The sequence below is a fragment of the Acinetobacter sp. AOR14_HL genome, from assembly GCF_027855175.1.
Lineage (GTDB): Bacteria > Pseudomonadota > Gammaproteobacteria > Pseudomonadales > Moraxellaceae > Acinetobacter > Acinetobacter calcoaceticus.
Map to the genome: position 1 here is coordinate 61,552 of NZ_JAKTII010000016.1, position 25,646 is coordinate 87,197.

A 25,646-nucleotide genomic window follows, 5' to 3' on the forward strand; every position below is an offset into this window, starting at 1 on the left:
CGGAAAAGTAATTTTTTACATGCTTTTTTTTGCATTTGTGCAAATATTCCGCATAATAGAAATGTGGAAAGGTTGGCAATATCTTTTAGATTTGCCTCTTTGTTTAAGGTGAAAAGGATAGATTCACCTGGCATCAAGGATTGTTAAAGAAAAATAAATATGGTGCACGGCATCGTATAAAACAGGAAGGTCAAGATGACTACACTTAATTATACGGTAAGGTTTCAAAAAACCGTTTTGGCAAGTTTAATCGGGCTTTGTATAAGCCAAGCTAGTTTCGCACTCGAAGAACTTTCTGATGCGGGCTTAAGTGAAACTACAGGTGAAGGTATTGCTATCTTGCCACAGAATGCCTATATGGTATTTCGTGGTGCGGGTGCTAATGAAACCTCAAGTCAGATATTAACTGATCGTACTAAAGACACGGGTTATATCAATTATGTACCTGTTGGTCCTTTGAGTATGACCGCAGCAGATACCAATAAAAATGGCTCGATTGATTCGGGTGACCGTGCAGTTGGTAAAGCAGATATTTTTCTTTATGGTTTAGCGCTTTCCAAATCTGATAATGATACAAATACCCGTATTGCTTCTACTGATGCAGCCGCTGCAATCTCGAGTTGGGGTACTGCCGTCAACCCATGGATTTTTAAAGTTGCGACAGCAAATTCAGTACCTAATTTTAGTGCGGCTACTTGTAGTGGTGCGAGTGACCCTTCTTGCCAAGTAACTTATTTAGCTTTGGAAGCCCCTTTATATGAGGTTGGAACGAAGGACTCTGCCGGTATAGATGCTTATAAGCTGAAATTAGGTTTATGGTCAGATATTTTTGTCCGAAATCCAAATAAAATAAATGGTGCAGCAGACCAATTTAATTATGGCGACTCGAATGGCTTGATTGGTACAAGTATTGATGCAAGCCGTGCAAATCGTCTTCGTTTACAAGGTGTTTGGAATAACTTTAGCTTAAATGGCAGTCGTTTACAGCTTTTCCAAACATTAGGTGGCGCAACATCTGCAGGTGGAATGAGTCCTTTTTATAATGATACTTTAGGATTTGCTGGGGTTATTCGTTTAAACAGTGGTGATGCATCTAATTTAAGAGCAACAATTACTTCAAATACTCCAACGTCTTCGGTAGGGCCATGGGTAAATCGCTATAGCACCCAATATACTGGTGCACCAAGTAATAACTCTCCAAGCTCGGACTGGTTATATCGGGTTCGTAGTCAGACTACGACTGTTACTTCAACGGGTTCATGGACCGCGCCAACGGATAGCGCTATGAATAACGTATTACGTTTGAGTACACGTGAATCTGGAACTACCCAAGGTAATTTGGTAACACCTGCAATTAATGGTGGGCTTGCTCCAACTTTTGATGCGAATGAAGGTTTATATCTCTATAACCCAAACATTAACCTTGTGTTGGGATCTCTATATCAACCGCTAGTTTTAAGCTCAGATGGTAAAAACTTTAGTTTAGAACTTGCTCGTATTCCGAATAAACCAGAAATTTATAAGAAAATTTATACAGATTATAGTGGTGCAGATACTAGCTATTTAGGTTCTACTTGTAATATTTACCAATGTGGTACGAATGTAACATTAGGTGGTAAAACTTACCAAGGTTCTAGTGCAACACACAGCAGTATCTCAATTGGTTCCACAGTTTATAATGCAACGAATAATACTTTAGAGGCATTTAAAGGGAACAGTACACAAGATGCGGTCGGTATTTCATTTGGTAAATTACCTACGGGCACTGTGGCGGCGATAACGCAAACTAAAAACTTCTACCAATTGCAAAATCAGGAGCGTCGTGCAGGCAGTTATAGTTGCGGATTTTTGAACTTAAGTACTTGTTATGATACATGGCAGTACCGTACAGCAACGGGTTGGACTGGAAATGCGGGCTCAGGTTTAAAATTTGATTCTCAAGGCGCTAACTGGGCGAGTATTGACAGTACCTCTTATTATAATCCAACAGTAAATAATACTGGTTATACCTTAGCCGATGCGGGGAATGGAGCTCAGTACACTGTGCCTAATGGTACGCCTTTACCAGATGCACTTTATAACAATGGACGTTGGTCTACCACTACGCCAAATGCAGATTTGAACACCTACAAGCTATCTGGCGCACAAATTAGCTCAGCCATTACTAATAACATGGGTTCAGCTGTAATTGATGGTGTATTAATCCAACATTTGAAACTGACAACTAAAGGCTTATAAGAGGAGGATAATGATATGAAAAAATTAAGTACCTTAATCCTCGCTCTTTGTGCAACGGTTACTCATGCGGAGCTGCAAACTTTAGATAATGAAGCATTGCAGGCGGTTAATGGCCAAGCTGGTGCTGATTTATCTTTAATGCTTAATTTAAACCAAACGAGTAACGGCATATTTGATAATGGTACTGGTGGTGTCTGTGAGAACGTAGAGTTCTGCCATATTGGTTTGGCAATTAACAAGCGTTTTGTACAGGCTGATGCGACAAAACCGAGTGGTTGGGCTGAAAATAGCGATAGTGGTAATAAACTTTGGCTAGTATTTAAAGGCGTACAAGGAACTTTGAATATTCAAAAAATGGGTTTAGATGGTGCTGATTTAAAATATCTGGATAAAAACAATACAGAAATTATTAAGCCCGCCATTCAGCTCAGTTTTAGTGCAGCGCAGCCAATTTTAATTCGTAATTTTGGTTTTAATGCTTTATCGATTGAACAAGATAACTTTACCAGCTCGACAACAACGCAAGGGTCGAGTGCAAATATGTATGATTATGCATATTTCAAAAAACCGACATATGCTGCGACTGCCAATAGTGCAGCACAGCAAGTTGCTACAGCAACTCCGTCTGCTTATGACTATGGGCGTGAAACTGGTTTTATGGGCTTAATGATGAACGGAAACTTGGCTATTCAAGGAAAAGTCATGGTCTTTAGCTGTGATGGCAGCCATCCTCGTTGTTAAGCGTTAATGTAGATTTCAAAGGAACTGAAGTGATGAAAAAAAATAAAGAAAATCACAGCTCAAAGTTTATTTTAAATACATTAACAACCGGCATGTTGTTAGTGAGTGGACAAATTTATGCTTTAGAAGCCTTAACAGATGCTGATTTGAGTGCCGTCAATGGACAAGATGGAATCTCGATACAAACTACATTTAACGAAATTAATATTGATAATGCATATTGGGATGACCATGCAGGCACACCAACAAGTGCTGATCAGGTATTAAGAGCTCAAGCGAGTGGTGTAAAAGTCCAAAAAAGTAATGCATCTAGTCAATCTTTAAGCACTAATTACCGTTTAGATGTTGGGAGTAACCCAACTACGGGTAAAACTGGACTAGACTTTTCTATGCAAAGTAGTCCATCACTTATTACCGTAAATAGCGTTAAAGTTTGTAATAGTTCAGCTAGCTGCTCGCCAACTTTAGGGCAGTTGGCTATTCAAACGACCTCTCCTTTAAATTTGGCACTTACAACCCAAGATGGGCTATTTAATGCAAATAGCCAGTCAAGCATGACACTTGGTATTAATAATGCCAATATTTATCTAGGGCAATTGGATGCTCGTAGTCAGTTAAACCAGCTAATTTTAAGAAATTTTAACTTTAATTTTGTTGGTAAAGGGGCCATGTTGATTGACCCAACTCGTGGCTTAGTTTTACAGACAAATACTGGAACTAATGTTGCTGGTGTAGGGCAAACTCCAAATAGTACCTATGGCTATGTTGATTTTAACCGTGTAGCAGATTCAGCTTCTGGTTTAACTGCGGGTACGTATGTTGATAGTAGCGGCAAAGTAACCAATTCAGGCCTGAATATTGAGGTAATGCTCAGCTCGAATGTAGATAAAACTAACCCTTATGCTTTAGATGCAACTAATAGTCCACAAAATGCGAAAGGTTTGATTCGTTTAGGTGCTAGCGGACGTATGGTAAATAGCTATTTACAAGTCCGTGGTATGGATGGTTCGTCAGATACCACCACTTTAGGCACTGCAAATACAGCTGCTGGTACAGGTTCAAGTAATAGTATTTTAGGTAATTCTGGCATTGCCTTTCGTATGAAAGGTGAATTTACTAAAGATAATGATTCAATGCTAGGCGCAGATGGTAAAGCAACCACTTTAGAAATTGGTGGGGCAGGTCTGAATGCTTACGGTTTCGAGTTTGGCAATTTAACAGGACTTAACTCTGCTACACGTGGTTATTTCGACAGCGGAAATATTTATTTAAATCTTGCTGATACAAAAACGTTATTGATGCCAAACAACGCGACTTTAAATGCAATTCGTTTAGGTAGTGGTACTTTAACAACAGCTGCTGATTATCAGCATAATATTCACCGTGATACGGTTACTAATCCGTTTAGCTTAATTCTTGCGATGCGTGGAGCAGAGTTTCAAGCATTTTCAAGACGTGGTCGTTTTACGACAAGTGCGAATGTCGCTCCTGCAAATCAGTTTGCAGACAATGGTGCAAACAACCAGTGGGGCTTAGCATTACCTTTTTATAACTTAAATGCTAATGCTGCTGTATATGGTTTAGATGCACCGGCAAATAGTGCTTATTACTATACAAAAGATGCAAATGGTAAGCCTGTTCGAAATGTCGTGGCTACATCCGGAACGACTTCTCGTTTAGGTTTTGGTGTTGCAGCTGGAACTACAGGACGTGATGCGACTGGAACCAAAACAACCTCAATTTTATTAATTGATGGCTCTCCAAATGCTAATAATGGTGGTAGTCCTACTGATTATTACATGGGCTTACGTAATATCGATATGTTCCTCAAAGGCAATGGAAGCATTGGCTTAGAAAATGGCAGTCTTAATATTAGTTTAAAAGAGATGCTACTTGCTTTATCAACTGAAATTGCAGCAGGTTATTTACCGGGGGCAAAATATAAAACTTGTCCAGCGACAGGTTCATGTACTTCACCTATTGATAATTTTGCCAAAAATAATGATGTCTTATTTGGTTTAAAACTACGTTTAGGTGGCGATCTTAACTTATCGATCGTGCCAAACAGTTCAATTGCTGATGGTAGTGCTCTAACTGTACTCGGTGATTTCACCATGCCTGCCACAGCAACTGGAAATACAGTTCAGATTAGTGATCCTATCGATGGTTCTGCAATTGGCTTTGATAATATTACTGGAAAGCTAGCGTTTAATACTGCTTTAGTTGTGGGCAAAGACACCGCAAGTGGTTTAGGTAAAGTTGGCGTAAATACGGCGGTTTATTTTAATCCTGATAAGAGTATTGACGGTGCATTACGTGTTAAAGATATTAACTTCTATCCGCCATCAACTGGTGCAGGTGCACGATTAGGCGAGCTTGCCATTACTGGTGGACGTTTAAATAGTAGCTTTAGTATTGTGCCTAGAAATGGTGCTTTTAATTAATCAATTAAAGTGACGGTTATCGTCACTTTTTTATATAAATTTTATTTTAGTGTGATTGGATTTGCATTCGTCGGGTTATAGGGATAATTGCTTTGTGCTTGAATATTATTCTGATAGTCTGAACAAATAATAAGCGTTTGTCTCTTAAGGATTAGAGCGACATGAAGAATAAAAATATAGGGTGCTGGTTGCTACTTGCCAGTAGTTCAAGTGTTTTTGCAATGCAGCCTTTAGATGATCAAAGTCTTGCGGCAGCAACGGGTCAAAATGGTTTAACCTTAGGTATTCAGGCAGATAAAGTCCAATTCAACCAAGTTGCTCTGATTGATACAAATGGTATTGCTTCAACTTCGTATAATAGTAAGGCTGGCTTTGTTATTGCAGGGAATTCTACTAATCCAGTTCCTGGCATAGAATTTATTAAAGCTGCGGTATCTAGTAATCCTTCTTTTAATATCGTAATGGATACTGATGCAGGTGGTGGAAATCCTTTTTTAAATTTAGCTGTGTCTATGGGCAATGATGTAAACGGTATTCGACTTTTACCTTTTTCAGTTTATTTAGCCCCAAGTGCATCTTTATCTAGTCCATCCGATTATGCATTAACAAGTTATGCACCAAAATCAATTTTTAGTTCGGGAACGACAGTGAATACGGGTGTAAAAGAACTGATCCGTTCTACTGGAAATCTAGATATTAACTTTGTACAAACCAATAAACCTCGTTTAAATATCCAGCTTGGCCATGCTGCTCAATCAGTGATGGTTAAATTTGGTGGGGCAATTCAATCAATTTGTTCTGCTGTTGCGGGTTGTCCAATTACTTTAGTCTCGGATAATACGGGAGCTACATTTGGATTTAAATTTGCTGGAACAAATACCTCGACAGGTTTTGTGCTTGATGGTTTTTATGCGGGAGTTGATCCAACGGGATTAACTTTTGGTAATAACGGCGTGTCGAGTAAGTTCGATGCTTCACTTAACAATGTCACTTTAGGAAATATGGGAACCCAAAGTACAACGACATTTAATAACTTACCTAATGGTTCTATGGGCAGTTTTGGTATTACAGGAGCATCAGTGACTGACTTAAAAATGAAAGTAAGTGGCTTTTAGAAAAAATAATAACTTAACCTGAAATATGAAAGAGGGCGGTTGTGAAAACAATCGCCCTCTTTTTATAACTATATTGAGTTAAATGTTTTCTGATCTGGTGTGTTCTAACTGTTGAACAATTTCATCCAAAGCTTTAATACGCTTAACTTGATCCCATAAGTTTTTAGCTTGTGGGTAGGCTTTAGTCATCATCCCTAACCATTGTTTATAACGACCAACCATACCAATTTCTGTTTTTGCTTGACCGTTTAAAAAGCGAATTTGCAAATCAACAAGTTGTTCCCAACTGAATAATGCCTCATTCATATTTTCACGAATGCATTGTGTTAAATCTGGGGTAGTCACAGCACCACGGCCAATCATTAAATCTTCACAGCCAGATTGTTGCTGACAGGCTCTAGCGTCAGCATTGGTCCAGATTTCACCGTTGGCAATTACATTAATTTTTAAAGCTTCTTTAATGGGAAGAATTTTTTCCCAATAAGCAGGTGGCGTGTAACCATCTGCTTTAGTACGAGCGTGAACTGTCAACCAACTTGCACCAGCATCTTCAACAGCATGGGCATTTTCCATGGTGTGATTTTCATCTAGATAACCTAAACGCATTTTTGCTGAAACAGGAATGTGTGCAGGCACAGCATCTCTTACTGCTTTAATGAGCATATGTACAACATCAGGTTCATCTAGAAGAACAGAGCCGCCTCGGTGTCTGTTTACAGTTTTTGCGGGACAACCGAAATTTAGATCAATTGCAGGAGCACCTAGTTCAACCACTTTTGCAGCATTTGCTGCCAGCATATCTGGGTTGTTACCTAAGAACTGGACATGAACAGGCGTTCCCGCAGCTGTTTTACCGTCATTTTTTAATTCTGGACAAAAACTATAGTAGATATGGTCTGGCAAAATGCTGTCTGTAACTCGAATAAACTCGGTCACACACCAGTCAAAATGACCAACAGATGTGAGTGTATCCCGCATGATCGGGTCAGTTAAACCTTCCATTGGAGCGAGTATGAGTTTCACAGTCTGTGTCACCTGAGCAAAAAGAAAACAGCGTTATACGGGATATGTATAACGCTGTCTAGTATCGATTAAATTTTAATTAATTTAGAGACCTAAAATCATTTCAAGCACAAATTTACTACCAATAAAACCAATGGCTAAAAGCACAAAACCGATTAATGTAAAACGAATGGCCTTTTGTCCTCGCCATCCGAGTTTGTAATGGCCAATCAATAATGATCCATAGATAAACCACGAAATAATACTAAATACGGTTTTATGAGCGAGATGTTGGGCAAAGAAGCTATCGATAGTCAAGAAACCAAACGCGAGTGCAATTGTTAATAGAATAAAACCAGTAATGATAAGGTCAAATAACAAAGACTCCATCGCCTGAATTGACGGGAGTAAATTGACCCAAAAGCGTTTTTTTTGTTTCTTTTTGAGTTCACGATTTTGGAACCAAAGCAAAATAGCGTGAATGGTTGCCATCAGTAAAACTGCATAGGCAGATAAAGACAGAATGATATGGACATCAAGGCCTAGGGAATGCTGTTCAATAAATTGATCGGGTCGGCTGAATGCAAAACCTAAAATCAGGCCAATAGCCGCTACAGGAATGCCTAACAAGTTTAACGGTACAATGGGGCGAAAAATACTAAAAATTAAACTTAACAACAGCATAAGCCACGATGTAAAAGATACTAAATTAAAAACATCGTAGTTAATTCCAGCTGGTGTCAGCATGGCGTGGCATAAAACTGTGCCGTGCAACAGGAGTGCCAAAGTTGCAACAACAGCAAATAACCATGGGTTTGGTTCACGTTTTGACATTAAACGAATAAACAGATACCAGAAAGAAGTGGTATATGCAATGAGTGCCAAAATTGTGTAAACCAAGGGGAGGCTAATCATGTCAAACCTTTTTCAGGATTAATTCATCTATATAAGATATAAATTCGCTGCGAACTAAAGTATCCTATAGCATTCTATGCATAAATTTTCTATTTCGAGAAAGATTTTTTTGCAACTAGCCATTTTAAGCGGATTTTGCAATGTTTGATACCTTAACAGAACGACTCACACAGAGTTTAAGAAATGTTACTGGCTCAGGGCAGCTGACCGAAGACAATATCAAAGATACCTTACGTGAAGTACGTATGGCACTTCTTGAAGCCGATGTCGCGTTACCTGTAACTCGTGAATTTATCGCGAAAGTTAAGGAAGAGGCATTGGGCCAGGAAGTGATGACTCAGTTATCGCCAGGCCAGGCATTTGTAAAAATCGTCTATGACGAACTCACCAAGATGATGGGTGAGGCGAATGAAACACTTGATTTAAGTGCTAAGCCTCCCGTTGTTGTATTACTTGCTGGTTTACAAGGTGCGGGTAAAACGACAACTGCCGCTAAGTTGGCACGTTTCTTAAAAGAGCGTCAAAAGAAAAAAGTAATGACGGTTTCTGCGGACGTTTACCGTCCAGCAGCGATTAAGCAATTAGAAACTGTCTCTAACGAAGTTGGTGCTGGTTTTATTCCATCAGACGCTTCTGAAAAGCCAATTGATATCGTTAATCGTGCAATTGAACAGGCAAAAATCCAGTTTGCTGATGTATTGATTGTCGATACCGCTGGTCGTTTACATGTCGATGCAGACATGATGGACGAAATTAAAGAATTACATGCTGCTGTTAAGCCAACTGAAACTTTGTTCGTGGTTGATGCCATGACAGGTCAGGATGCTGCAAATACAGCTAAAGCTTTTAATGATGCATTGGCACTTACAGGTGTGATTCTCACTAAAACTGATGGTGATGCACGTGGTGGTGCAGCGCTTTCTGTGCGTGCAATTACAGGTAAGCCAATCAAGTTCTTGGGTATGGGTGAGAAGCTTGATGCTTTAGAACCATTCCATCCAGATCGTGTTGCTCAACGTATTTTAGGCATGGGTGACGTACTTTCTTTAGTCGAGGAAGTTGAACGTAAAATCGACAAAGAAAAAGCCGAAAAAATGGCTAAAAAATTGCAAAAAGGAGGCAGCTTCAACTTTGAAGATATGCTGATGCAATTTGAGCAAATGAAAAGTATGGGCGGCATGATGGGCTTCTTAGATAAGTTGCCTGGCATGAGCGGTGCAGGAATTCAGCAGGCGATTGAGCAAGCGAATCCTGAAAAACAGGTCAAGAAAATGGAAGCTATTATCCAGTCGATGACCGTTAAAGAACGCCGTAATCCAGACTTGATGAACCCAAGCCGTAAAAAACGTATTGCAGCTGGTTGTGGTATGGATGTTGCTGAAGTGAATAAACTCATTAAGCAACAAGCACAAATGGCTAAAATGATGAAGAAGTTTGCGAATCCATCTGGTATGAGCAAAATGATGCGTTCATTAGGCAATATGCAAAAACAATTTGGCGGCGGCGGTGGCGGCGGAATGGGACCACTCTTTGGTAACAATGACCAAAAGAAATAAGTTCGTAAAATAAAAGGCGCATATAGCGCCTTTTATTTTGTTCTGTATTTTAGTCTTTAGGATAATGAGCAATATATTGTTGTAATCCTTTGAGCAAAAGATCAGTTTCTACGACTGGATTATATTTTTTCAAGAACTTGGCAAATAGTTGTGCATCTCCACCGGTAAGGAGCAGTTTTTTCGGAGATTGCTGCATAATATTTTCGATAGTACTAATAAGGCCTAACAAAATACCGTGATGGACTGCATCTACGGTGTTATTACCAGGGTTTAGATTATCAAAAGCTGAGTCAGGAATTTTAATGCCTTTTGTATTTTGAATAAGTGCATCGCGTTGCAAATAAAGGTTGGGTAAAATATACCCGCCTAAATGTTGTTTGCCTTGAGTTAAATCAATTGTTAAGGCTGTTCCACAACCAATAATACAATAGTTTTCATCTGCTTGAGCCACAGCGAGTACTTGTAACCAGCGGTCAATCCCGAGCTGGCTTGGTACCTCATAGCCACACTTTAACTCAGCATATTCAGCATGAACTTTTGCAAAAACAACTGGAATTTCAAGCCATTTTAGAATTTGTTGAATGCGTTGATTATTCTCAGTATCTAAGACGGATGACACCCCAATCCGATGTAGACCTTGATGCTTAAAATGTTGAATTAACCCAAGTAATAAATCGGCAGGGGATTGCAAATGCAGTTCTGCGGCATGCTCAATAGTTTGGTGATTTTCAGTAATCCAGTATTTTAAACGAGTGTTCCCGATATCGAGCCATAAACTTTTCATGGAGAAACACCTGTTTATTGATTGATCTGTGGTCTTAAGCGACCTTGATAAAACTGCTTAGGTTCAGGAGTTTCAAGTATGACAGCTCCATCATTGGAAATTCCAACAAAACGGCCTTCTACTAGTCCTTGGCTATGCTCAAACTGCACGAATTGATTAATCCATGCAGCATGATGATTAAAACGGCCAGCTAAGTTGTAGCAGCCATGATCGAACCAGCGAGCTGCGTTTTGAATAGCCATATACAGCTCTGAAACTAACTCAAGACGGTTGTTTTGCTCTAGACCTAAATCTTCTAAAGAGGTAATCGGCTGATCACTGTCGGTTACGGGTGGCGTTTTTAAATTAATGCCCACACCTACTATAGCCTGATGTTGCGAAAGGGGTTCAACTAAAATTCCACCCCATTTTCCTTGAGCACTATACAAATCATTTGGCCATTTCACTTGTAAGCTTAGAGGCTGTAATTGCGGGATTTGCAAAATATTTAGAGCAACTTCAAGTGCTAAGCGACCATCTAAGGGTGTTCGAGTTTGCACCAATGTGCTTAAATAAATGTTTCCTTCAGGTGAAATCCATTGCCGTTGATGTTGACCTCGCCCTTGAGTTTGTTGAGCACTGCAAACCAAGCCTGTTGTAATGCCTTTTTGGGCAATTTCACGAATATCATCATTGGTCGAAGTTGTGGTTGCTTTTAATAAAACCACTTCTGGAAGCTGGTTTTTTGCACTTAAAAGTTGTTGTAGTTGGCGAGTCTCTAAATCCATGTTGAATATGAGCAGAGTGGTAAAACATTTATGGAGTTAATCATATATTTACTCATTGGCGCAATTGCTGGTTTTACTGCCGGATTGTTTGGGGTTGGTGGTGGATTAATTATTGTACCAATCCTCTATGTCGTTTTTACCCAGTTACACTATGACCCTGCGGTAATCATGCATATTGCAGTAGGAACATCACTAGCAACGATTATCGTAACGTCTTTTAGTTCGGTGTCGGCTCACCATAAAAAAGGAGCTGTACTTTGGCCAGTTTTTCGTAATTTAGCGCCCGGGCTCATTATTGGTTCATTTTTAGGTGCTGGTATTGCTGACCTGATGTCTGGTCAACATTTGCAGCTTCTTATTGGTATTTTTGCTGTTTCCATGGCTTATCGCATGTTTAAAGGCGCCCATGTTGTAGTTGATCCAACACGTCAACTTCCTTCAGCATCTATGCAAGTGATGGCTGGTGGGGGAATTGGTGTTGCCTCTGCAATTTTTGGAATTGGGGGCGGTAGCTTAACTGTTCCGTATTTAAACCGTCATGGCGTCGTTATGCAAAAAGCAGTCGCAACTTCTGCTGCTTGTGGTTTACCAATTGCTGTTGCAGGCGCAATTGGCTTCATGTGGTTTGGTGCTAAAGAACACATCTCTGTACCTAACACGATTGGTTATGTACATATCTATGCTTTTATTGGCATTAGTGTTATGAGTTTTATTACAGCCAAGTTTGGAGCAAAAGTCGCTCATGCATTGTCACCACAAATGTTAAAAAAATGCTTTGCCTGTTTGTTAGTGGTGGTAGGTAGTTATTTTATTTATAAAGGCATTATGCACTAGAGAATAAAATATTAACCTTAAGAAGACTATGATCTAAGAGCTTGAATTTTTAGAAATTCGAGCTTTTTTTATTAAAGAATATACGAACATTCGGGGCTTTTATTCATCTGATTTTGGTGTTGTTTTTAAATGGGTTGGCTTAAAATGCAATGAAATTGTCAGACAATGACATAGTTTTTAATCGATGGGATCAGTTAAAAACAAGGATGCGAAAGAAAAGCATGGATTAATGCATATAAAAAGTAGCGGGTGATTTATGAATCTCGAAGAGACAGAAAGTCTTTCTGAGCAAATTGTCAAATATATTAGCGAACAGATCATTAGTGGCGAGCTGGTTGAAGGCGAACGTATTCAAGAACTACGTATTGCTAAAGAACTTGACGTGAGCCGAGGGTCAGTTCGTGAAGCATTGTTATTATTAGAGCGTACTCATTTAATTGAGATATTTCCACGCCGTGGGGCAATTGTTTCAGAAATGTCTGCACAGCAGGTTAAAGCACTGTTTGACACAAATATGATGTTATTGGGGCATATTGTTCAGCGAATAAGTGAAACATGGCGGGCACATGAAGCAGATCAATTGCAGTTATTGTTAGAACAACTTCTTGAGCATGTAAAAGCAGGAGATATCGAGAAATTTTATGATGGTGTTTTCCAATATCTGGCTGAACAGCAAGATATGGTCGGAAATCCTTATCTAATGAAATTCTATAAAGAGTTATTGCCTTCATTACGTCGTAGTTATTTTTTGACCTTAAATACCTCTAAGCGAGAACTACAAGAAGCATTTGCATTATTTAAACTCGTGATTGATGCAATTTTGATCCGAAAATCACAACAAGCCGCTTTATTTATGGAAGATTTTTGTCGACACTTACGTAACCTTGTGTTGGAATCGCTGACACGAATGAAACAGATTGAATTGGCCTGGGCAAGACGCTCACGCCGCTAGTTAGGGCATTATGCGTTTAAGCAGTTTAAAACTTTCCGGCTTTAAATCTTTTGCAGATAGTACAACTTTAAATTTTAAGGCTAACCGCACAGCAGTGGTTGGTCCAAATGGTTGTGGCAAATCAAATGTAATTGATGCCATTCGTTGGGTGATGGGTGAATCAAATGCTCGTCAACTGCGTGGTGGTAGCATGCAAGATGTTATTTTTACAGGAACTTCCAAACGTAAGCCAGTTGGTGTGGCGAGTGTTGAGCTACGTTTTGATAATACGTATGGCAAGTTAGGTGGATCCTATAATGCTTATAATGAGCTAGCTGTTCGCCGTCAGGTCACCCGTGAAGGCAAGTCCGAATATTTCTTAAATGGCACACGTTGTCGCCGTCGTGATATTACCGATATTTTCTTGGGAACAGGGTTGGGACCACGTTCTTATGCGGTGATTGAGCAAGGAATGATTAACCGTCTGGTTGATGCCAAGCCAGAAGAAATGCGTATCTTTATTGAAGAGGCAGCAGGTGTTTCACGCTATCAAGCTCGTCGACGCGAAACTTTGCAACATCTTGAGCATACTGAGCAAAACCTTTCACGTTTAGAAGATATTGCCCTAGAGTTAAAATCGCAGCTTAAGACGCTTAAACGCCAATCAGAAGCAGCCGTTCAATATAAAACATTAGAAGGTCAGATTCGTACCCTAAAAATTGAAATTTTATCTTTTCAAGCAGATAAAAGCGTACGCTTACAAGAAGAATATACGGTTCAAATGAATGAGCTGGGCGAAACTTTTAAATTGGTTCGCTCAGAGTTAAGTACGATTGAACATGATTTAGAAGCAACCAGTGCTTTATTTCAGCGACTCATTCAGCAATCTTCACCACTACAACACGAATGGCAGCAAGCTGAAAAAAAACTCTCTGAACTGAAAATGACTCTGGAACAAAAACAGAGTTTATACCAGCAAAACAGTACAACTCTCGTTCAATTAGAACAGCAAAGATTCCAAACTAAAGAACGTTTACAGCTTTCTGAATTGCAACTTGAAACGTTGAATAATCAGTTAGATGAACAAACTGAAGCCTTAACTGCAATTGAGCATACTGCAACGGAAGCTGAACAAAACTTTGCTGATTTACAATCCCAGCAAAAACAAGCACAACAACAGTTTGAACAAGTAAAAGCTCAGGTTGAAAAACAACAGCAGCAAAAAATGCAAATGTCTGCCCAAATTGAGCAGTTAGGCAAAAATGTTCTAAGAATTGAGCAACAAAAAGAAACGTTGCAACATCAAGCAAGTCAGATTCAATCGCACGTTCATGAAGATGAACAGGGTGAGCTTGAGCAACTGCAACAGCAGCTTCGTCGTGAAATTGCGACAATTGAGACTGAAATTGAGCAGCTCTCACAGCGTTTAGAGCAGTCTCAACAGCAACATCAGGCAAGTAAAAATCAACAGCAAACGCTGAAAACAGAAATACAAGTTTTATTATCAGAGCAGAAAAACTTAAGCCAGCTTGTTGCTAAGCAAAGCCCGAAGCAACATCAAGATGCACTACGTTTAATGCAAGCTTTGCAATTAACAGAGCAAGGCAAACCACATGCGCAGATTATTGAAAAGTTTTTAGCAAAATGGTTACAAGCTCATATTCTTGAGACCGAACAAACTTTTCAAGAAGGGGTTGCTCGCCAGTTAAAACCTTCAGAGCAAACAAATCAATTTAAGCAAAACTTAGCTTGTTTAAATGATTGGATTGCATCTCCACAGCTATCAATCTTTTCGAATGTAGCGATTGCACAAGATTTGACTCATGCTTTAAATGAGCAAAAGCAACTGCAACATGGGCAGTCTATTTTGACTTTAGATGGTTATCATGTCGGGCAGGATTGGGTCATTGCTCTTATGTATGATGACGAGAGTCAAAGTGCACAAGGGATGCTCAGTCATCGTATTCGCCTAGATGAAATTGAACAAGTTCTTGAAAAGCAACAACCCGAATTACAAGCATTAGATCAAATTGTAGTTCAGCAAAAAGATGAGCTAGGGCAGTTGCAGTCTGATGTGCAACAGAAACAGCAAGTTGTTAAACAAAAACAAAAAGACTTACAACAGCTTGATGTGCAAATTGCTAAACAGCAAACTGCTGCACAAGCATTTTTACTGCAAAAACAGCAATTGAAAGATCAACTCAGTCAGTTAGATATGCAACTTGAAGAAGATGCAATGCAAAAAGATGATCTGGAGATTGATTTACATGCGCTAGCAAGCAAACTTGAAACCATTTTACCTGACTATAAAACTTTGCAATTTCGGGTAGAAGAGTTAACAGAGCAACTAGAAGAACAACAACAAGCTCTGCATCAGCAACAACAAGAACGTGAAATTTTGCGTCGTAACAGCACGCAAACGACTCAACAGATAGAGTTGCTTGAAAAAGATATTTCGTTCTTGCAGAGCCAATTTCAGCAAATTAATGCTCAAATGGAACAGGCGAAAAAATTTGTTGATCCAATTCAGTTAGAGTTGCCAAATCTTGAGTCCGAATTTCAGCAACAATTTGCTCAAACTGAAAAGTTGCAAAAGAACTGGAACGAATGGCAGCTTGAATTAAATAGTGTGCAGGAAAAACAACAAACCCTGACAGATCAGCGTCATCAATATCAACAAAAAGATGAGCAGCTCAGAGAACAACTTGAAGAGAAACGTTTGGCATGGCAAGCAGCTAAGTCAGATCGTGAACATTACCAAGAACAGCTTAAAGAGCTAAATGCCGAGCTCCAAAAGGGCTTACAAATCGACTTAACCGAGCACCAGCAAAAACTGGAAAAAGTACAGAAACAGTTTGAAAAAATCGGTGCGGTTAACCTTGCCGCTTCACAAGAGTTTGAAGAAGTTTCCCAACGTTTTGATGAGTTGAGTCACCAGATTCAAGATCTGGAAAATACGGTAACTCAACTAAAAGATGCAATGAAAAGCATTGATCAGGAAACCCGTAAGTTGTTTATGACAACCTTTGATCAGATTAATCAAGAGTTGCAAAATTTGTTTCCAAAGGTCTTTAATGGTGGTGAAGCAAGTTTAAGTCTTGAAGATGACTGGCAATCTGGTGTTAAACTGATGGCTAGACCACCAGGTAAGAAAAATAGTTCTTTAGCATTACTTTCCGGTGGAGAAAAGGCTTTAACAGCTTTAGCATTAGTATTTGCGATTTTTAGATTGAATCCGGCACCGTTTTGTGTGTTAGATGAAGTGGACGCACCACTTGATGATGCGAATGTTCAGAGATATTGTAATTTGGTAAAAGAGCTTTCTGAACATGTACAATTCATTTACATTACACATAATAAGCTGGCGATGACCATGGCAACTGATTTGTTGGGTGTGACCATGCCTGAACCGGGTACATCAAAATTAGTCACTGTCGATTTAGAACAGGCAAAAGAATACGGGTTAGTTTCGGAGTCATAGAATGGAAATCAATACGATTATTGGCATCGTTGTCGCCATTATTATTATGCTAATTGGCTTAAAAATGATTTTAAAAAAGTCAAACCATGCTGAACCCTCATTAGACAGTGATTTACATATTAATCCTGATAGTAATCAGCCAGTTATACCTAGGCATGTGAGAGATCAGCTTGAGCAAGCTGAAGCTGAGGGTGTATCGGCGACTAGCGCAGAGCGAGTTGAGCCGACTTTAAATGCGGTGTCACAAGTCAGTGAAACAAAACAAACGGAAACTTTGGCTGTAGAACCTACTAAATCAATTTCGGCCGAACAAATTCAACCAGTTGTTGAAACTTCTTCAGATGAAATTAAATCTGAAGACACTTTAAAAAGCTCTACCATTAACACAGATAGTTCAGTTGAGTTGGTTGATACGGTTTCTGTTAAACCAGAAGAAAACTTGGAACCTGAAAGCGAAAAGGCTGAGCCTGAGTTGAGTTTGAACCCAAATATTGAAACTGCCGAAATTGCTGAATTTGAAGGCGAGAGTAATATTCTGGATGTGCACTTGCATGAACAGCAACGCTATGATGATGAAAGTGCATTAGCGATGGCTGAACAGATTATTGCATTAAATGTCTATCCAAACCCTCGTCGCGCGTTGTCTGGCGATAAAGCACTTAAAGTGCTGCTGAAATACGGTTTACGTTATGGCGAAATGTCATGTTTCCATCGCTATGAAAATACTGATGAGCCAAGCGTACTTATGTTTTCAGTATTGCGTATGACGGACAATGGACCAGCTGGGTTTGATCTTGAAACCTTATCTACTGAACAAGTCCAAGGGTTGGCATTTTTCCTTGCACTTCCAAACAGTAAAGCTGTAACTGGTTTTGACATGATGGCGAGTATTGCAGGTTTAATTGCTCGTGAAATTGACGGCAAAGTTTATGATGAGAATAATCTTGAATTTACACCACAGTTAAAAGAGCACTGGCGTCATCATGTGATTGATTATCGTCCGGCACAGGCGACCGCCTAGTTTTAATTTTTTACATTCGTTGCGATAATTGCAACATATCTAGTCGCAGTTCAGGGTGGAGAAATTTCCACCCTTTTTTATGGTGAATAACATAATGGCAACAACTTCCGTGATCGAACAGATGCGTCAGCTTATTCAACTGATTGCAAAGCATAACCATGCATATTATGTGATGGATCAGCCGACAATCTCGGACAGTGAATATGATCATTTATTTCACCAGTTAAAAGCTTTAGAAGAGCAATATCCAGAACAGGTTCAATCAGATTCTCCAACTACAAAGGTAGGCGGACAAGCACTCTCTAAATTTCAAAGTGTGACCCATGTAGTTCCTATGCTTTCTTTGGGGAATGTTTTTAATCAGGAAGACTTGTTTGCATTTGCACGCCGTGTCGAAGAGCGTTTGCCCAATCAAAAAGTACAATATGAAGTAGAACTAAAACTCGATGGTCTTGCGATTTCGCTTTGGTATGAAAACGGTGTGTTAATACGTGGGGTTACACGTGGTGACGGAGAAACCGGAGAAGACATTACCCAGAACGTTAAAACGATTCGCAACTTGCCTAAAGTGTTGCATTCGGATCATTTTGAAATTCCACGACTGCTTGAAGTACGTGGTGAAGTGCTCATGCCAAAGTCTGGCTTTGAAAAACTCAATGCTGATCAAGAAGCAAAAGGCGATAAAACGTTTGCGAACCCACGTAATGCCGCAGCTGGTAGTTTAAGACAGCTCGATCCAAATATTGCTGCTGGCAGACCTTTAGCATTTTATGCGTATGGTATTGCACAGTGCGAACCAAATCATGGCTTAACCACCATGCATGATAGCCTGCAATGGCTAACACAACTTGGATTTGAAATTGCTGAACGTCAATATCTGTGTAATTCAATTCAAGAAGTACAACAACGCTACGAGCAAATTCAGCAAGAACGTCCAGATCTACAAGTTGAAATTGATGGAATGGTCGTAAAGGTTGATGACTTAAAACAACAGCAACAACTTGGTTTTTTAAGTCGTGAACCACGTTGGGCGACTGCTTATAAATTCCCTGCACAAGCTGCATTAACTACGGTGGATCAGATTGATTGGCAAGTGGGGCGTACAGGTACTTTGACTCCTGTAGCACGCTTAAACCCTGTATTTGTGGGTGGTGTTACGGTTTCCAATGTGACTTTACACAACATTGGTGAAATCCATCGTCTGGATGTACGAGTTGGCGATACGGTTAGTGTTTACCGTACCGGCGATGTTATTCCTAAAGTAGAAAAAGTTTGGCCAGAGTTCCGCTCACCTGATGCTGAAATTGTACATTTACCTGAAAGCTGTCCTGTTTGTGCCTCACCCGTTGTAATGCCTGAAGGGGAAGCCTTAGCGCGTTGTTCAGGTGGTCTTTATTGTGCTGCTCAGCGAATTGAAGCCATTCGTCATTTCGTGTCACGTAAGGCGCTTGATATTGAGGGTCTGGGCGATCGTTGGGTAGAGTCTTTATTACATCTCGATTTGCTTAAAGATGTTGCCGATATCTATCATTTACATGAGCACCGAGAAACTTTACTTGGTATTGAGAAAATGGGCGAGAAGTCGGTACAAAATCTGATTGATGCCATCGAAGCCAGTAAAAAGACAACGCTTGCACGTTTTATTTATGCTTTAGGAATTCGTGGGGTAGGTGAAACTACTGCCAGAATGTTAGCCAATACATTCCAAACTTTAGAAGCCCTAAAAGCTGCCGATGTTGAAGCTTTAAAGAAAACACCGGATGTCGGCGATATTACCGCAGAATGGATTGCTGACTTTTTCTTGGCACCTCACAACCTTGAAGTGCTTGATCGCTTAATTGCAGCTGGAATTCATTGGGATGCACCGACTGCACCAACACGCCAGCCATTAAATGGCGAGAGTTGGGTTTTAACAGGTACATTAGAGCAAATGACCCGTGATCAAGCGACTCAAATGCTACAAGCCTTAGGTGCGCGTGTGAGCGGTAGTGTATCGAGCAAAACGAAATGTGTTGTCGCGGGTGAGAAGGCTGGTTCTAAGTTAGAAAAAGCAGCAAAACTTGGTATTGTCGTTATGAATGAGACTGATTTCTTATCTCTTATGGCGAGCTATGGGCAGACCTTAAGCGAATAAGCCTACCGAAATAAGAACCATTGATTTTAGTTACAAATTTATAAATTGATGGTTTATGTCATATTTTAACGCTTGTCTGAGCTTACAAATCGGACAAGCGTTTCTTTTTACAGAGAAAATTTAATTAACTTAAACTGCAAATGCGTATGTTTCTCATTTTAATTTTATAAAAATCATAAACTTAACTATTTTTTACTTTGCAATCATTTTTAAGATTGCCCATAATAGTTCTCATACGATAGGAGATTTATTATGCGTGGCAATCCAGAAGTCATAGACTATTTAAATATGCTCATTGGCGGAGAATTGGCTGCCCGTGATCAATATCTAATCCATTCTCGTATGTACGAAGATTGGGGTTTAAATAAAATTTATGAACGTATTGATCATGAGATGCAAGAAGAAGCTTCTCATGCTGATGCGATCATTCGCCGTGTATTGTTTTTAGGTGCTAAACCAAACATGCACCGTGAAGATATCAATGTTGGTACAGACGTTGTTTCTTGTTTAAAAGCTGATTTGGCGCTTGAATATCATGTTCGTGAAAAGTTAGCGACAGGTATCAAACTCTGTGAAGAGAAAGGCGATTACATTAGCCGTGATATGTTACGTCAACAATTATCTGATACTGAAGAAGACCATACCTACTGGTTAGAAAAGCAATTACGTTTAATTGAGTTGATTGGCTTACAAAACTATATTCAATCTCAAATTTAATAAAAAAACCCAGCTGATGCTGGGTTTTTTATCGCCTGATTTTTAGCTTTAATAAAATAGAAATAAAAAAGTATTTTTCTCAAATTTAATATATTCAAAGCCTTAGTATATAAGGCTTTGGTAGTTACAAAAAAGTCAGAAAAATTGTATCACACCCCCTGTTTTTTTTATGGAATTGGATATAATTTCGCCAACAAAACCCTTGCCTAGAAACTTCATGAGGCAAGGGTTTTTCTATGGAAAATCGGTTGGTATGGATCGCCAATGATTTTATGGTGAGTTCGCGAAATATGTTATTTACCAAACCTGCTGTTTTAGATACAGCTACTCTCTTAAGCACGCAGCGTCTTGCAACGCGACTAAGCTTTTTTAGCTTAGGTTTTGCGACCGCAGCTTGGGCACCACTGATTCCTTTTGCCCTGCAGCGTTTAAACCTCAATCATGCCGATTTTGGTTTGCTGCTCTTGTGTATGGGTATCGGCTCAATGATTGCGATGCCTGCGACTGGCGCTTTAGTCAAGCGTTGGGGATGTCGTCCATTAATTGCGTTGGCATTGATGCTGTTGATGGTGTTATTACCTAGCCTAACGATGTGGAACAGCATTGTGATGATGGCTGTAGCATTATTTGTGTTTGGGTCGGCAGCAGGCTGTCTTGGGGTAGCTATAAATTTACAGGCAGTGGTTGTTGAAAAACATAGCCTGCGAGCTCTGATGTCTAGCTTCCATGGAATGTGCAGCCTTGGCGGCTTAACTGGGGCTATGCTGGTGACTGCATTATTGGCAGTAGGTCTTTCTCCATTAATGAGTACTTTGTCTGTTGTAATGATTTTGCTCGTCATTGGTGCTGTTGCCATTCCTCCTTGTTTAACGTCTTTTGAACAGGATGAAAAGCCACATCAAGAAGCCGATACACCTAAAAAACTCTATCGACCTAACGGCATTATTCTGCTTATTGGCATGATGTGTTTTATTGCCTTTTTATCAGAAGGTGCGGCAATGGATTGGGGGGGTATTTATTTAACAAGTAAGTATGAACTTAATCCAGCCTTTGCTGGTCTTGCTTATACCTTTTTTGCTCTGAGCATGACGACTGGACGTTTTACGGGCCATATCTTACTAAAGCAATGGGGTGAAAAAAATGTTGTAACTTATAGTGCCATTGGTGCAGCAATTGGTATGGCTGTTATTGTGACCGCACCCGTATGGCAAGTGGTTGTATTAGGCTATGCACTTTTAGGATTAGGCTGTTCCAATATTGTGCCCGTTATGTTTTCTCGCGTAGGTCGACAAAACGATATGCCTAAAGCAGCGGCACTTTCTTTAGTATCAACGATTGCCTATACAGGTTCCTTAAGTGGGCCAGCTTTAATTGGTTTAATTGGTGAATGGACTGGTTTAAGCACAGTTTTAACAGGTGTGGCTGTATTGCTATTTATTATTGCTTTACTTAATCGCTTTACACTCGCAAAGGCGAATTAATTTATAAATAATAGAAACAATCTAAAGAACATCGAGAAATTTAATTTCTCGATGTTCTTTTATTTAGATTTATAAAACCTGATAGATAGATTGATAATTGTCTTGTAATAAGCGTTGAGGTTTCATCAGTAAAGTTGGTGTTTTTTCCAAATCATCTAAGAAATCGTTTCTCCAATGAGTAAGATCAGATGTTGATAAACCCTCTATCAATTGTTGATAACGATTGATACGCTCAGCTTTAGACATTTCTAAAGCCATTTTTAAAGCATCCATCATTGCCGCTCTATCTTGCGGATCAACAATCAAGGCTTGAGACATCTGCTCAGCAGCACCAGCATATTTAGATAAAATTAGTACGCCAGGATTCTCTGGATCTTGAGCTGCAATATATTCTTTAGCGACTAGGTTCATACCATCGCGTAGTGAACTAATCCAGCAAATATCGGAGTGACGATAAATATGCATGAGATTATGGTGTTGAACTGGATCATAGCAACAATCTACAGGTCTCCAGTCTTCATGTGCAAACTCTTCATTGATCAATTCCAACTTGGTCTTAAAACGTTCGTATAAACGTTGATAAACTGCAATATCAGTACGTGACGGTGTTGCAACTTGCAGATGTCGGACTAAGCCATGATATTCAGGATTAGTTTCTAAGAAGGTTGCAAATGCATTAAAACGCTCAAGTAAACCTTTTGAATAATCAATTCGGTCAACCCCAATGATTGTTTTTTGACGAGGTATTTCTTCAAAATTAAACACACAAGGGCTTGGCAAATCTTGTTGCGCTTGTTTTTGAATAAGCTCCGGCTGAACACCAATCGGGTACGATTTAATTAGTATTTGACGTTTTTTGTAGCTGATACTGTCACGGCGAATTTTTTGAGCTTCAAGTAAACTTAAACATGTTTGCATACATGCATTTTGGTCAATCTGAGTTTGTAAGCCAATGACATCATATTGGCTCAAGTCTTGAATTAACTCTCGGGCCACGGGGATTTTGAGCCAGATGTTCAGACTAGCAAAAGGGATATGTAGAAAGAAGCCAATTTTATTTTGCATGCCTAATTCACGGCAGTAACGGGCTACACTAAAAAAATGATAATCATGTATCCAGATGATATCTTCAGGCTGAGCAAGCTGTTTTAACTTTTCAGCGAATAATCGATTAACCTTTTGATAGGTATTATATTCTTGCGAATCATATTCAATAAGATCCTCTCGGTCATGCATCGCTGGCCACAGAACCTTATTTGCAAAACCACAGTAATATTGAGCGTATTGTTGATGGGTGAGAGGGCAGGTAATGTAGTCAATTCCCTGAGAATAGGCCTGCTCAAATTCTGGCGCTTTGCTATCGGTAATTTGCTGACCATTCCAGCCTAACCAAATACCATTGCTATCATTCAATGCATCTTGTACAGCTACAGCAAGGCCACCTGCTGAAGCCTTACCAGATGGCATACTTATTCGGTTCGATAATACGATTAATTTAGACATATTTTTTCTCCATTCTGATTTCGGCTATTTTTGACATATAAGTTTTTTATTCTGTTTTGAAATAAAAAAAGAAAATTAGCGACATCATCGATATCTTTTAATCTATATTTGGCATGTGTTTCACCAGAACCTACTTTAATGGTGAGGCCAGATTGCTGATTAATACAAATAAAACCAGATTCATCTGTTAAATCATCTCCTATAAAAATAGGTAACACTGAGGGTAAATTAAGATGATTTAATATAGTTTGAATTGCTTTACCTTTATCAGCTTGGTTAGGAATTAATTCAACAACAAATTTTCCCTTATTTATTTTTAATTGTGGGTAAAAGGATTTAATTTGCTGCATTATATTAAATGCATGATTTTCTAAGTTGGGATTTTTGCGATAATGTAAAGCAATAGAATATCCTTTATCTTCAATTAATAGTTCAGGATATTTCTCGCAAGATTCTATAATATCTTTTTTTAATTTTTTAAAATTAATACTGCTTAAATCTGGTCGAATATAATTATCTGAACCAAAATAAATATCTAAACCATGTAAGCCCGCGATAGGAACTTCAATAGGGTGTAGCAGCTTGCCTGCTGTATCTATATCACGACCTGTTACAGCAATAACGGGAATATTTAATTCAATAATTTCTTTTATAATTTCTAATGTGCTTATTGGAATAAAACTTTGCTCAGGATTAATTTGAAATGGTGCTAATGTTCCATCAATATCTAAAAATAAGCAGTAATTTTTATCTAAGGATAAAGTATTTATAATATCATTGGATGTAACAAAATATGTGTTTTCCTCTCTCCTATTAGATATTTTGCTTTGACTGTTCATATTAGCCTTCCCAATATTTTTTGATCAATAATTAATCTTCTAACATTAAAATGAATTGATGAGTCATTTTTTTTAATAAAAAAACATAAGTATTAACATTAATTACATTGCATAATGGATTTATAGGCGAAGTGTGGAGTATGTTGTTTTTTGATGGGCTTCAATGTTTAGATAATTAAATTTTTGTATGTTTCCTATTAATAATGAAGGTCTTGTTTATCAATATATTTCAGAATATTAATGGGTTTTAATGCGTGATTTAAAATCAATATTTTAAATTTTAAGGCTGATTTTAAAAGATATTTTCTTAAAATATTAATATATAATTTGCACTAAATGAGCTTTGGGTAAGAATATGACGTTACAAAATAAAATTTTATTGATTACAGGATGGGGAGTAGGAATTGAACCTTTGGAATCATTGAAATTGCATTTGCAGCAAAAGGGTTTTGATGTACAACTTATTAATATATTTGATGTTTTAACTGAAAGTTTCCAGAAACAGCTTAATTTATTGAATGATGTCGATACTGTAATTGGGTGGTCTTTAGGAGGTCAGTTAGCAACTCACTTAGTTGATTCTTTTTATAAGAGCACTGGTCTAACTAAAACTTTAATTACACTTGCTTCTAATCCATGTTTTGTTGCTAACACTAATTGGCAGACTGCAATGCCTGCTGATGTGTTCAGTCAATTTAAAGCTTCTTTTTTGCAAAACCAACAAGTCACTTTAAAGCGCTTTTATTATTTAATTACTCAAGGATCAGCACAAGCTAAAAAAGATTGGCTAAACATGCAAAATATAGCAAATCCGCCCCCTTATGAGTTGTTATTACAAGGGTTAGAAATGTTAGAGCATTTAAACTTGGTAGATAACTTAAAAAATTACTCAGGCCCACAGCTTCATTTATTTGCAGAGCAAGATGGTGTCATTCCTTGCAAAATTGAGGAAAATTTTGCACATATCGCGACAGATAAGATGAAATACAAAGTATTAAATGAAGCTACTCATGCTTTTCCATATCTACAAGTAGAACGAACAATTGAAGAAATCTGCCAATTTTTAACAATTCATCAGCAAAGTTAATCAGCTTTGATTGATATCGCAATTTTCTTTCATTCTTAACAGGTTTAACATGTGTT

At 38.7% G+C, this 25,646-nt stretch carries 19 protein-coding genes; 13 read left to right on the forward strand and 6 right to left on the reverse strand.

The genetic code is table 11. The features are described from left to right. Positions 1 to 195: 195 nt before the first annotated feature. The 4 genes from MKL38_RS15540 to MKL38_RS15555 all read left to right on the forward strand — a co-directional run bounded on the left by MKL38_RS15540 (position 196) and on the right by MKL38_RS15555 (position 6,538). A complete protein-coding gene (locus MKL38_RS15540) occupies positions 196 to 2,238 on the forward strand; it encodes a hypothetical protein (protein ID WP_270903704.1) in 2,043 nt (680 codons plus the stop codon). A gap of 15 nt (positions 2,239 to 2,253) precedes the next feature. Further along, a complete protein-coding gene (locus MKL38_RS15545) occupies positions 2,254 to 2,979 on the forward strand; it encodes a DUF6160 family protein (RefSeq protein WP_270903705.1) in 726 nt (241 codons plus the stop codon). A gap of 32 nt (positions 2,980 to 3,011) precedes the next feature. After that, on the forward strand, positions 3,012 to 5,423 hold the full coding sequence (locus tag MKL38_RS15550) for a DUF6160 family protein (protein ID WP_270903706.1): 2,412 nt from the start codon (positions 3,012 to 3,014) through the stop codon (positions 5,421 to 5,423). A gap of 161 nt (positions 5,424 to 5,584) precedes the next feature. Next, positions 5,585 to 6,538, forward strand: coding sequence for a DUF6160 family protein (locus MKL38_RS15555; RefSeq protein WP_270903707.1), 954 nt, complete (start codon positions 5,585 to 5,587; stop codon positions 6,536 to 6,538). 78 nt (positions 6,539 to 6,616) lie between these two features. Here MKL38_RS15555 and MKL38_RS15560 read toward each other — a convergent pair whose 3' ends face one another. Both MKL38_RS15560 and MKL38_RS15565 read right to left on the reverse strand, forming a co-directional pair. After that, complete coding sequence (locus MKL38_RS15560; RefSeq protein ID WP_270903708.1) at positions 6,617 to 7,561, reverse strand: tRNA dihydrouridine synthase; 945 nt, start codon at positions 7,559 to 7,561, stop codon at positions 6,617 to 6,619. Between the two features lie 84 nt (positions 7,562 to 7,645). Continuing rightward, positions 7,646 to 8,455, reverse strand: coding sequence for a cytochrome C assembly family protein (locus MKL38_RS15565; protein ID WP_004641527.1), 810 nt, complete (start codon positions 8,453 to 8,455; stop codon positions 7,646 to 7,648). A gap of 140 nt (positions 8,456 to 8,595) precedes the next feature. On the opposite strand from MKL38_RS15565, the gene ffh reads away from it, so the two are divergent. Continuing rightward, positions 8,596 to 10,011, forward strand: a complete 1,416-nt coding sequence (ffh, locus tag MKL38_RS15570; RefSeq protein ID WP_017392298.1) for a signal recognition particle protein — start codon at positions 8,596 to 8,598, stop codon at positions 10,009 to 10,011. 49 nt (positions 10,012 to 10,060) lie between these two features. Here the strand turns inward: ffh and MKL38_RS15575 are convergent, their stop codons facing one another. Both MKL38_RS15575 and MKL38_RS15580 read right to left on the reverse strand, forming a co-directional pair. Then, positions 10,061 to 10,795 carry a pantothenate kinase gene (locus MKL38_RS15575; RefSeq protein ID WP_270903709.1) on the reverse strand — a complete coding sequence of 245 codons (735 nt, stop codon included), beginning with the start codon at positions 10,793 to 10,795 and terminating at the stop codon, positions 10,061 to 10,063. A gap of 14 nt (positions 10,796 to 10,809) precedes the next feature. Continuing rightward, positions 10,810 to 11,562 (reverse strand): biotin--[acetyl-CoA-carboxylase] ligase, encoded by a 753-nt coding sequence (locus MKL38_RS15580; RefSeq protein ID WP_004641534.1) that lies wholly within the window; start codon positions 11,560 to 11,562, stop codon positions 10,810 to 10,812. A gap of 30 nt (positions 11,563 to 11,592) precedes the next feature. On the opposite strand from MKL38_RS15580, the gene MKL38_RS15585 reads away from it, so the two are divergent. From MKL38_RS15585 to MKL38_RS15615, 7 genes are all read left to right on the forward strand, one after another. Beyond that, entirely contained in the window at positions 11,593 to 12,396 is an 804-nt protein-coding gene (locus tag MKL38_RS15585) for a sulfite exporter TauE/SafE family protein (RefSeq protein ID WP_003653386.1), read from the forward strand. A gap of 256 nt (positions 12,397 to 12,652) precedes the next feature. Continuing rightward, positions 12,653 to 13,348 (forward strand): GntR family transcriptional regulator, encoded by a 696-nt coding sequence (locus tag MKL38_RS15590; protein ID WP_003653383.1) that lies wholly within the window; start codon positions 12,653 to 12,655, stop codon positions 13,346 to 13,348. A gap of 10 nt (positions 13,349 to 13,358) precedes the next feature. Further along, the gene (gene smc / locus MKL38_RS15595) at positions 13,359 to 16,808 is read left to right on the forward strand and encodes a chromosome segregation protein SMC (RefSeq protein WP_270903710.1); all 3,450 of its coding nucleotides are present in this window, start codon (positions 13,359 to 13,361) and stop codon (positions 16,806 to 16,808) included. 1 nt (position 16,809) lies between these two features. Beyond that, positions 16,810 to 17,829 (forward strand): cell division protein ZipA C-terminal FtsZ-binding domain-containing protein, encoded by a 1,020-nt coding sequence (locus MKL38_RS15600; protein WP_270903711.1) that lies wholly within the window; start codon positions 16,810 to 16,812, stop codon positions 17,827 to 17,829. 94 nt (positions 17,830 to 17,923) lie between these two features. Beyond that, positions 17,924 to 19,963 (forward strand): NAD-dependent DNA ligase LigA, encoded by a 2,040-nt coding sequence (gene ligA, locus MKL38_RS15605; protein ID WP_005042769.1) that lies wholly within the window; start codon positions 17,924 to 17,926, stop codon positions 19,961 to 19,963. Between the two features lie 252 nt (positions 19,964 to 20,215). After that, on the forward strand, positions 20,216 to 20,680 hold the full coding sequence (ftn, locus tag MKL38_RS15610) for a heteropolymeric bacterioferritin subunit Ftn (RefSeq protein WP_001214863.1): 465 nt from the start codon (positions 20,216 to 20,218) through the stop codon (positions 20,678 to 20,680). Positions 20,681 to 20,970: 290 nt separating this feature from the next. After that, entirely contained in the window at positions 20,971 to 22,161 is a 1,191-nt protein-coding gene (locus MKL38_RS15615; protein ID WP_270903735.1) for an MFS transporter, read from the forward strand. 69 nt (positions 22,162 to 22,230) lie between these two features. Here MKL38_RS15615 and MKL38_RS15620 read toward each other — a convergent pair whose 3' ends face one another. Beyond that, on the reverse strand, positions 22,231 to 23,664 hold the full coding sequence (locus MKL38_RS15620) for an alpha,alpha-trehalose-phosphate synthase (UDP-forming) (RefSeq protein ID WP_270903712.1): 1,434 nt from the start codon (positions 23,662 to 23,664) through the stop codon (positions 22,231 to 22,233). Next, positions 23,652 to 24,503, reverse strand: coding sequence for a trehalose-phosphatase (gene otsB / locus MKL38_RS15625; RefSeq protein ID WP_270903713.1), 852 nt, complete (start codon positions 24,501 to 24,503; stop codon positions 23,652 to 23,654). The genes MKL38_RS15620 and otsB overlap by 13 nt, the downstream gene beginning before the upstream one ends. A gap of 355 nt (positions 24,504 to 24,858) precedes the next feature. Here otsB and MKL38_RS15630 point away from each other — a divergent pair, with 355 nt between their 5' ends. Then, positions 24,859 to 25,590, forward strand: a complete 732-nt coding sequence (locus tag MKL38_RS15630) for a hydrolase (RefSeq protein WP_270903714.1) — start codon at positions 24,859 to 24,861, stop codon at positions 25,588 to 25,590. The last annotated feature ends 56 nt before the right edge of the window (positions 25,591 to 25,646 follow it).

Coding starts and splice junctions, on each gene's coding strand:
- MKL38_RS15540 (WP_270903704.1), top strand. CDS start 196: ATGACTACACTTAATTATACGGTAAGGTTTCAAAAAACCGTTTTGGCA.
- MKL38_RS15545 (WP_270903705.1), top strand. CDS start 2,254: ATGAAAAAATTAAGTACCTTAATCCTCGCTCTTTGTGCAACGGTTACT.
- MKL38_RS15550 (WP_270903706.1), top strand. CDS start 3,012: ATGAAAAAAAATAAAGAAAATCACAGCTCAAAGTTTATTTTAAATACA.
- MKL38_RS15555 (WP_270903707.1), top strand. CDS start 5,585: ATGAAGAATAAAAATATAGGGTGCTGGTTGCTACTTGCCAGTAGTTCA.
- MKL38_RS15565 (WP_004641527.1), bottom strand. CDS start 8,455: ATGATTAGCCTCCCCTTGGTTTACACAATTTTGGCACTCATTGCATAT.
- ffh (WP_017392298.1), top strand. CDS start 8,596: ATGTTTGATACCTTAACAGAACGACTCACACAGAGTTTAAGAAATGTT.
- MKL38_RS15575 (WP_270903709.1), bottom strand. CDS start 10,795: ATGAAAAGTTTATGGCTCGATATCGGGAACACTCGTTTAAAATACTGG.
- MKL38_RS15580 (WP_004641534.1), bottom strand. CDS start 11,562: ATGGATTTAGAGACTCGCCAACTACAACAACTTTTAAGTGCAAAAAAC.
- MKL38_RS15585 (WP_003653386.1), top strand. CDS start 11,593: ATGGAGTTAATCATATATTTACTCATTGGCGCAATTGCTGGTTTTACT.
- MKL38_RS15590 (WP_003653383.1), top strand. CDS start 12,653: ATGAATCTCGAAGAGACAGAAAGTCTTTCTGAGCAAATTGTCAAATAT.
- smc (WP_270903710.1), top strand. CDS start 13,359: ATGCGTTTAAGCAGTTTAAAACTTTCCGGCTTTAAATCTTTTGCAGAT.
- MKL38_RS15600 (WP_270903711.1), top strand. CDS start 16,810: ATGGAAATCAATACGATTATTGGCATCGTTGTCGCCATTATTATTATG.
- ligA (WP_005042769.1), top strand. CDS start 17,924: ATGGCAACAACTTCCGTGATCGAACAGATGCGTCAGCTTATTCAACTG.
- ftn (WP_001214863.1), top strand. CDS start 20,216: ATGCGTGGCAATCCAGAAGTCATAGACTATTTAAATATGCTCATTGGC.
- MKL38_RS15615 (WP_270903735.1), top strand. CDS start 20,971: ATGTTATTTACCAAACCTGCTGTTTTAGATACAGCTACTCTCTTAAGC.
- MKL38_RS15620 (WP_270903712.1), bottom strand. CDS start 23,664: ATGTCTAAATTAATCGTATTATCGAACCGAATAAGTATGCCATCTGGT.
- otsB (WP_270903713.1), bottom strand. CDS start 24,503: ATGAACAGTCAAAGCAAAATATCTAATAGGAGAGAGGAAAACACATAT.
- MKL38_RS15630 (WP_270903714.1), top strand. CDS start 24,859: ATGACGTTACAAAATAAAATTTTATTGATTACAGGATGGGGAGTAGGA.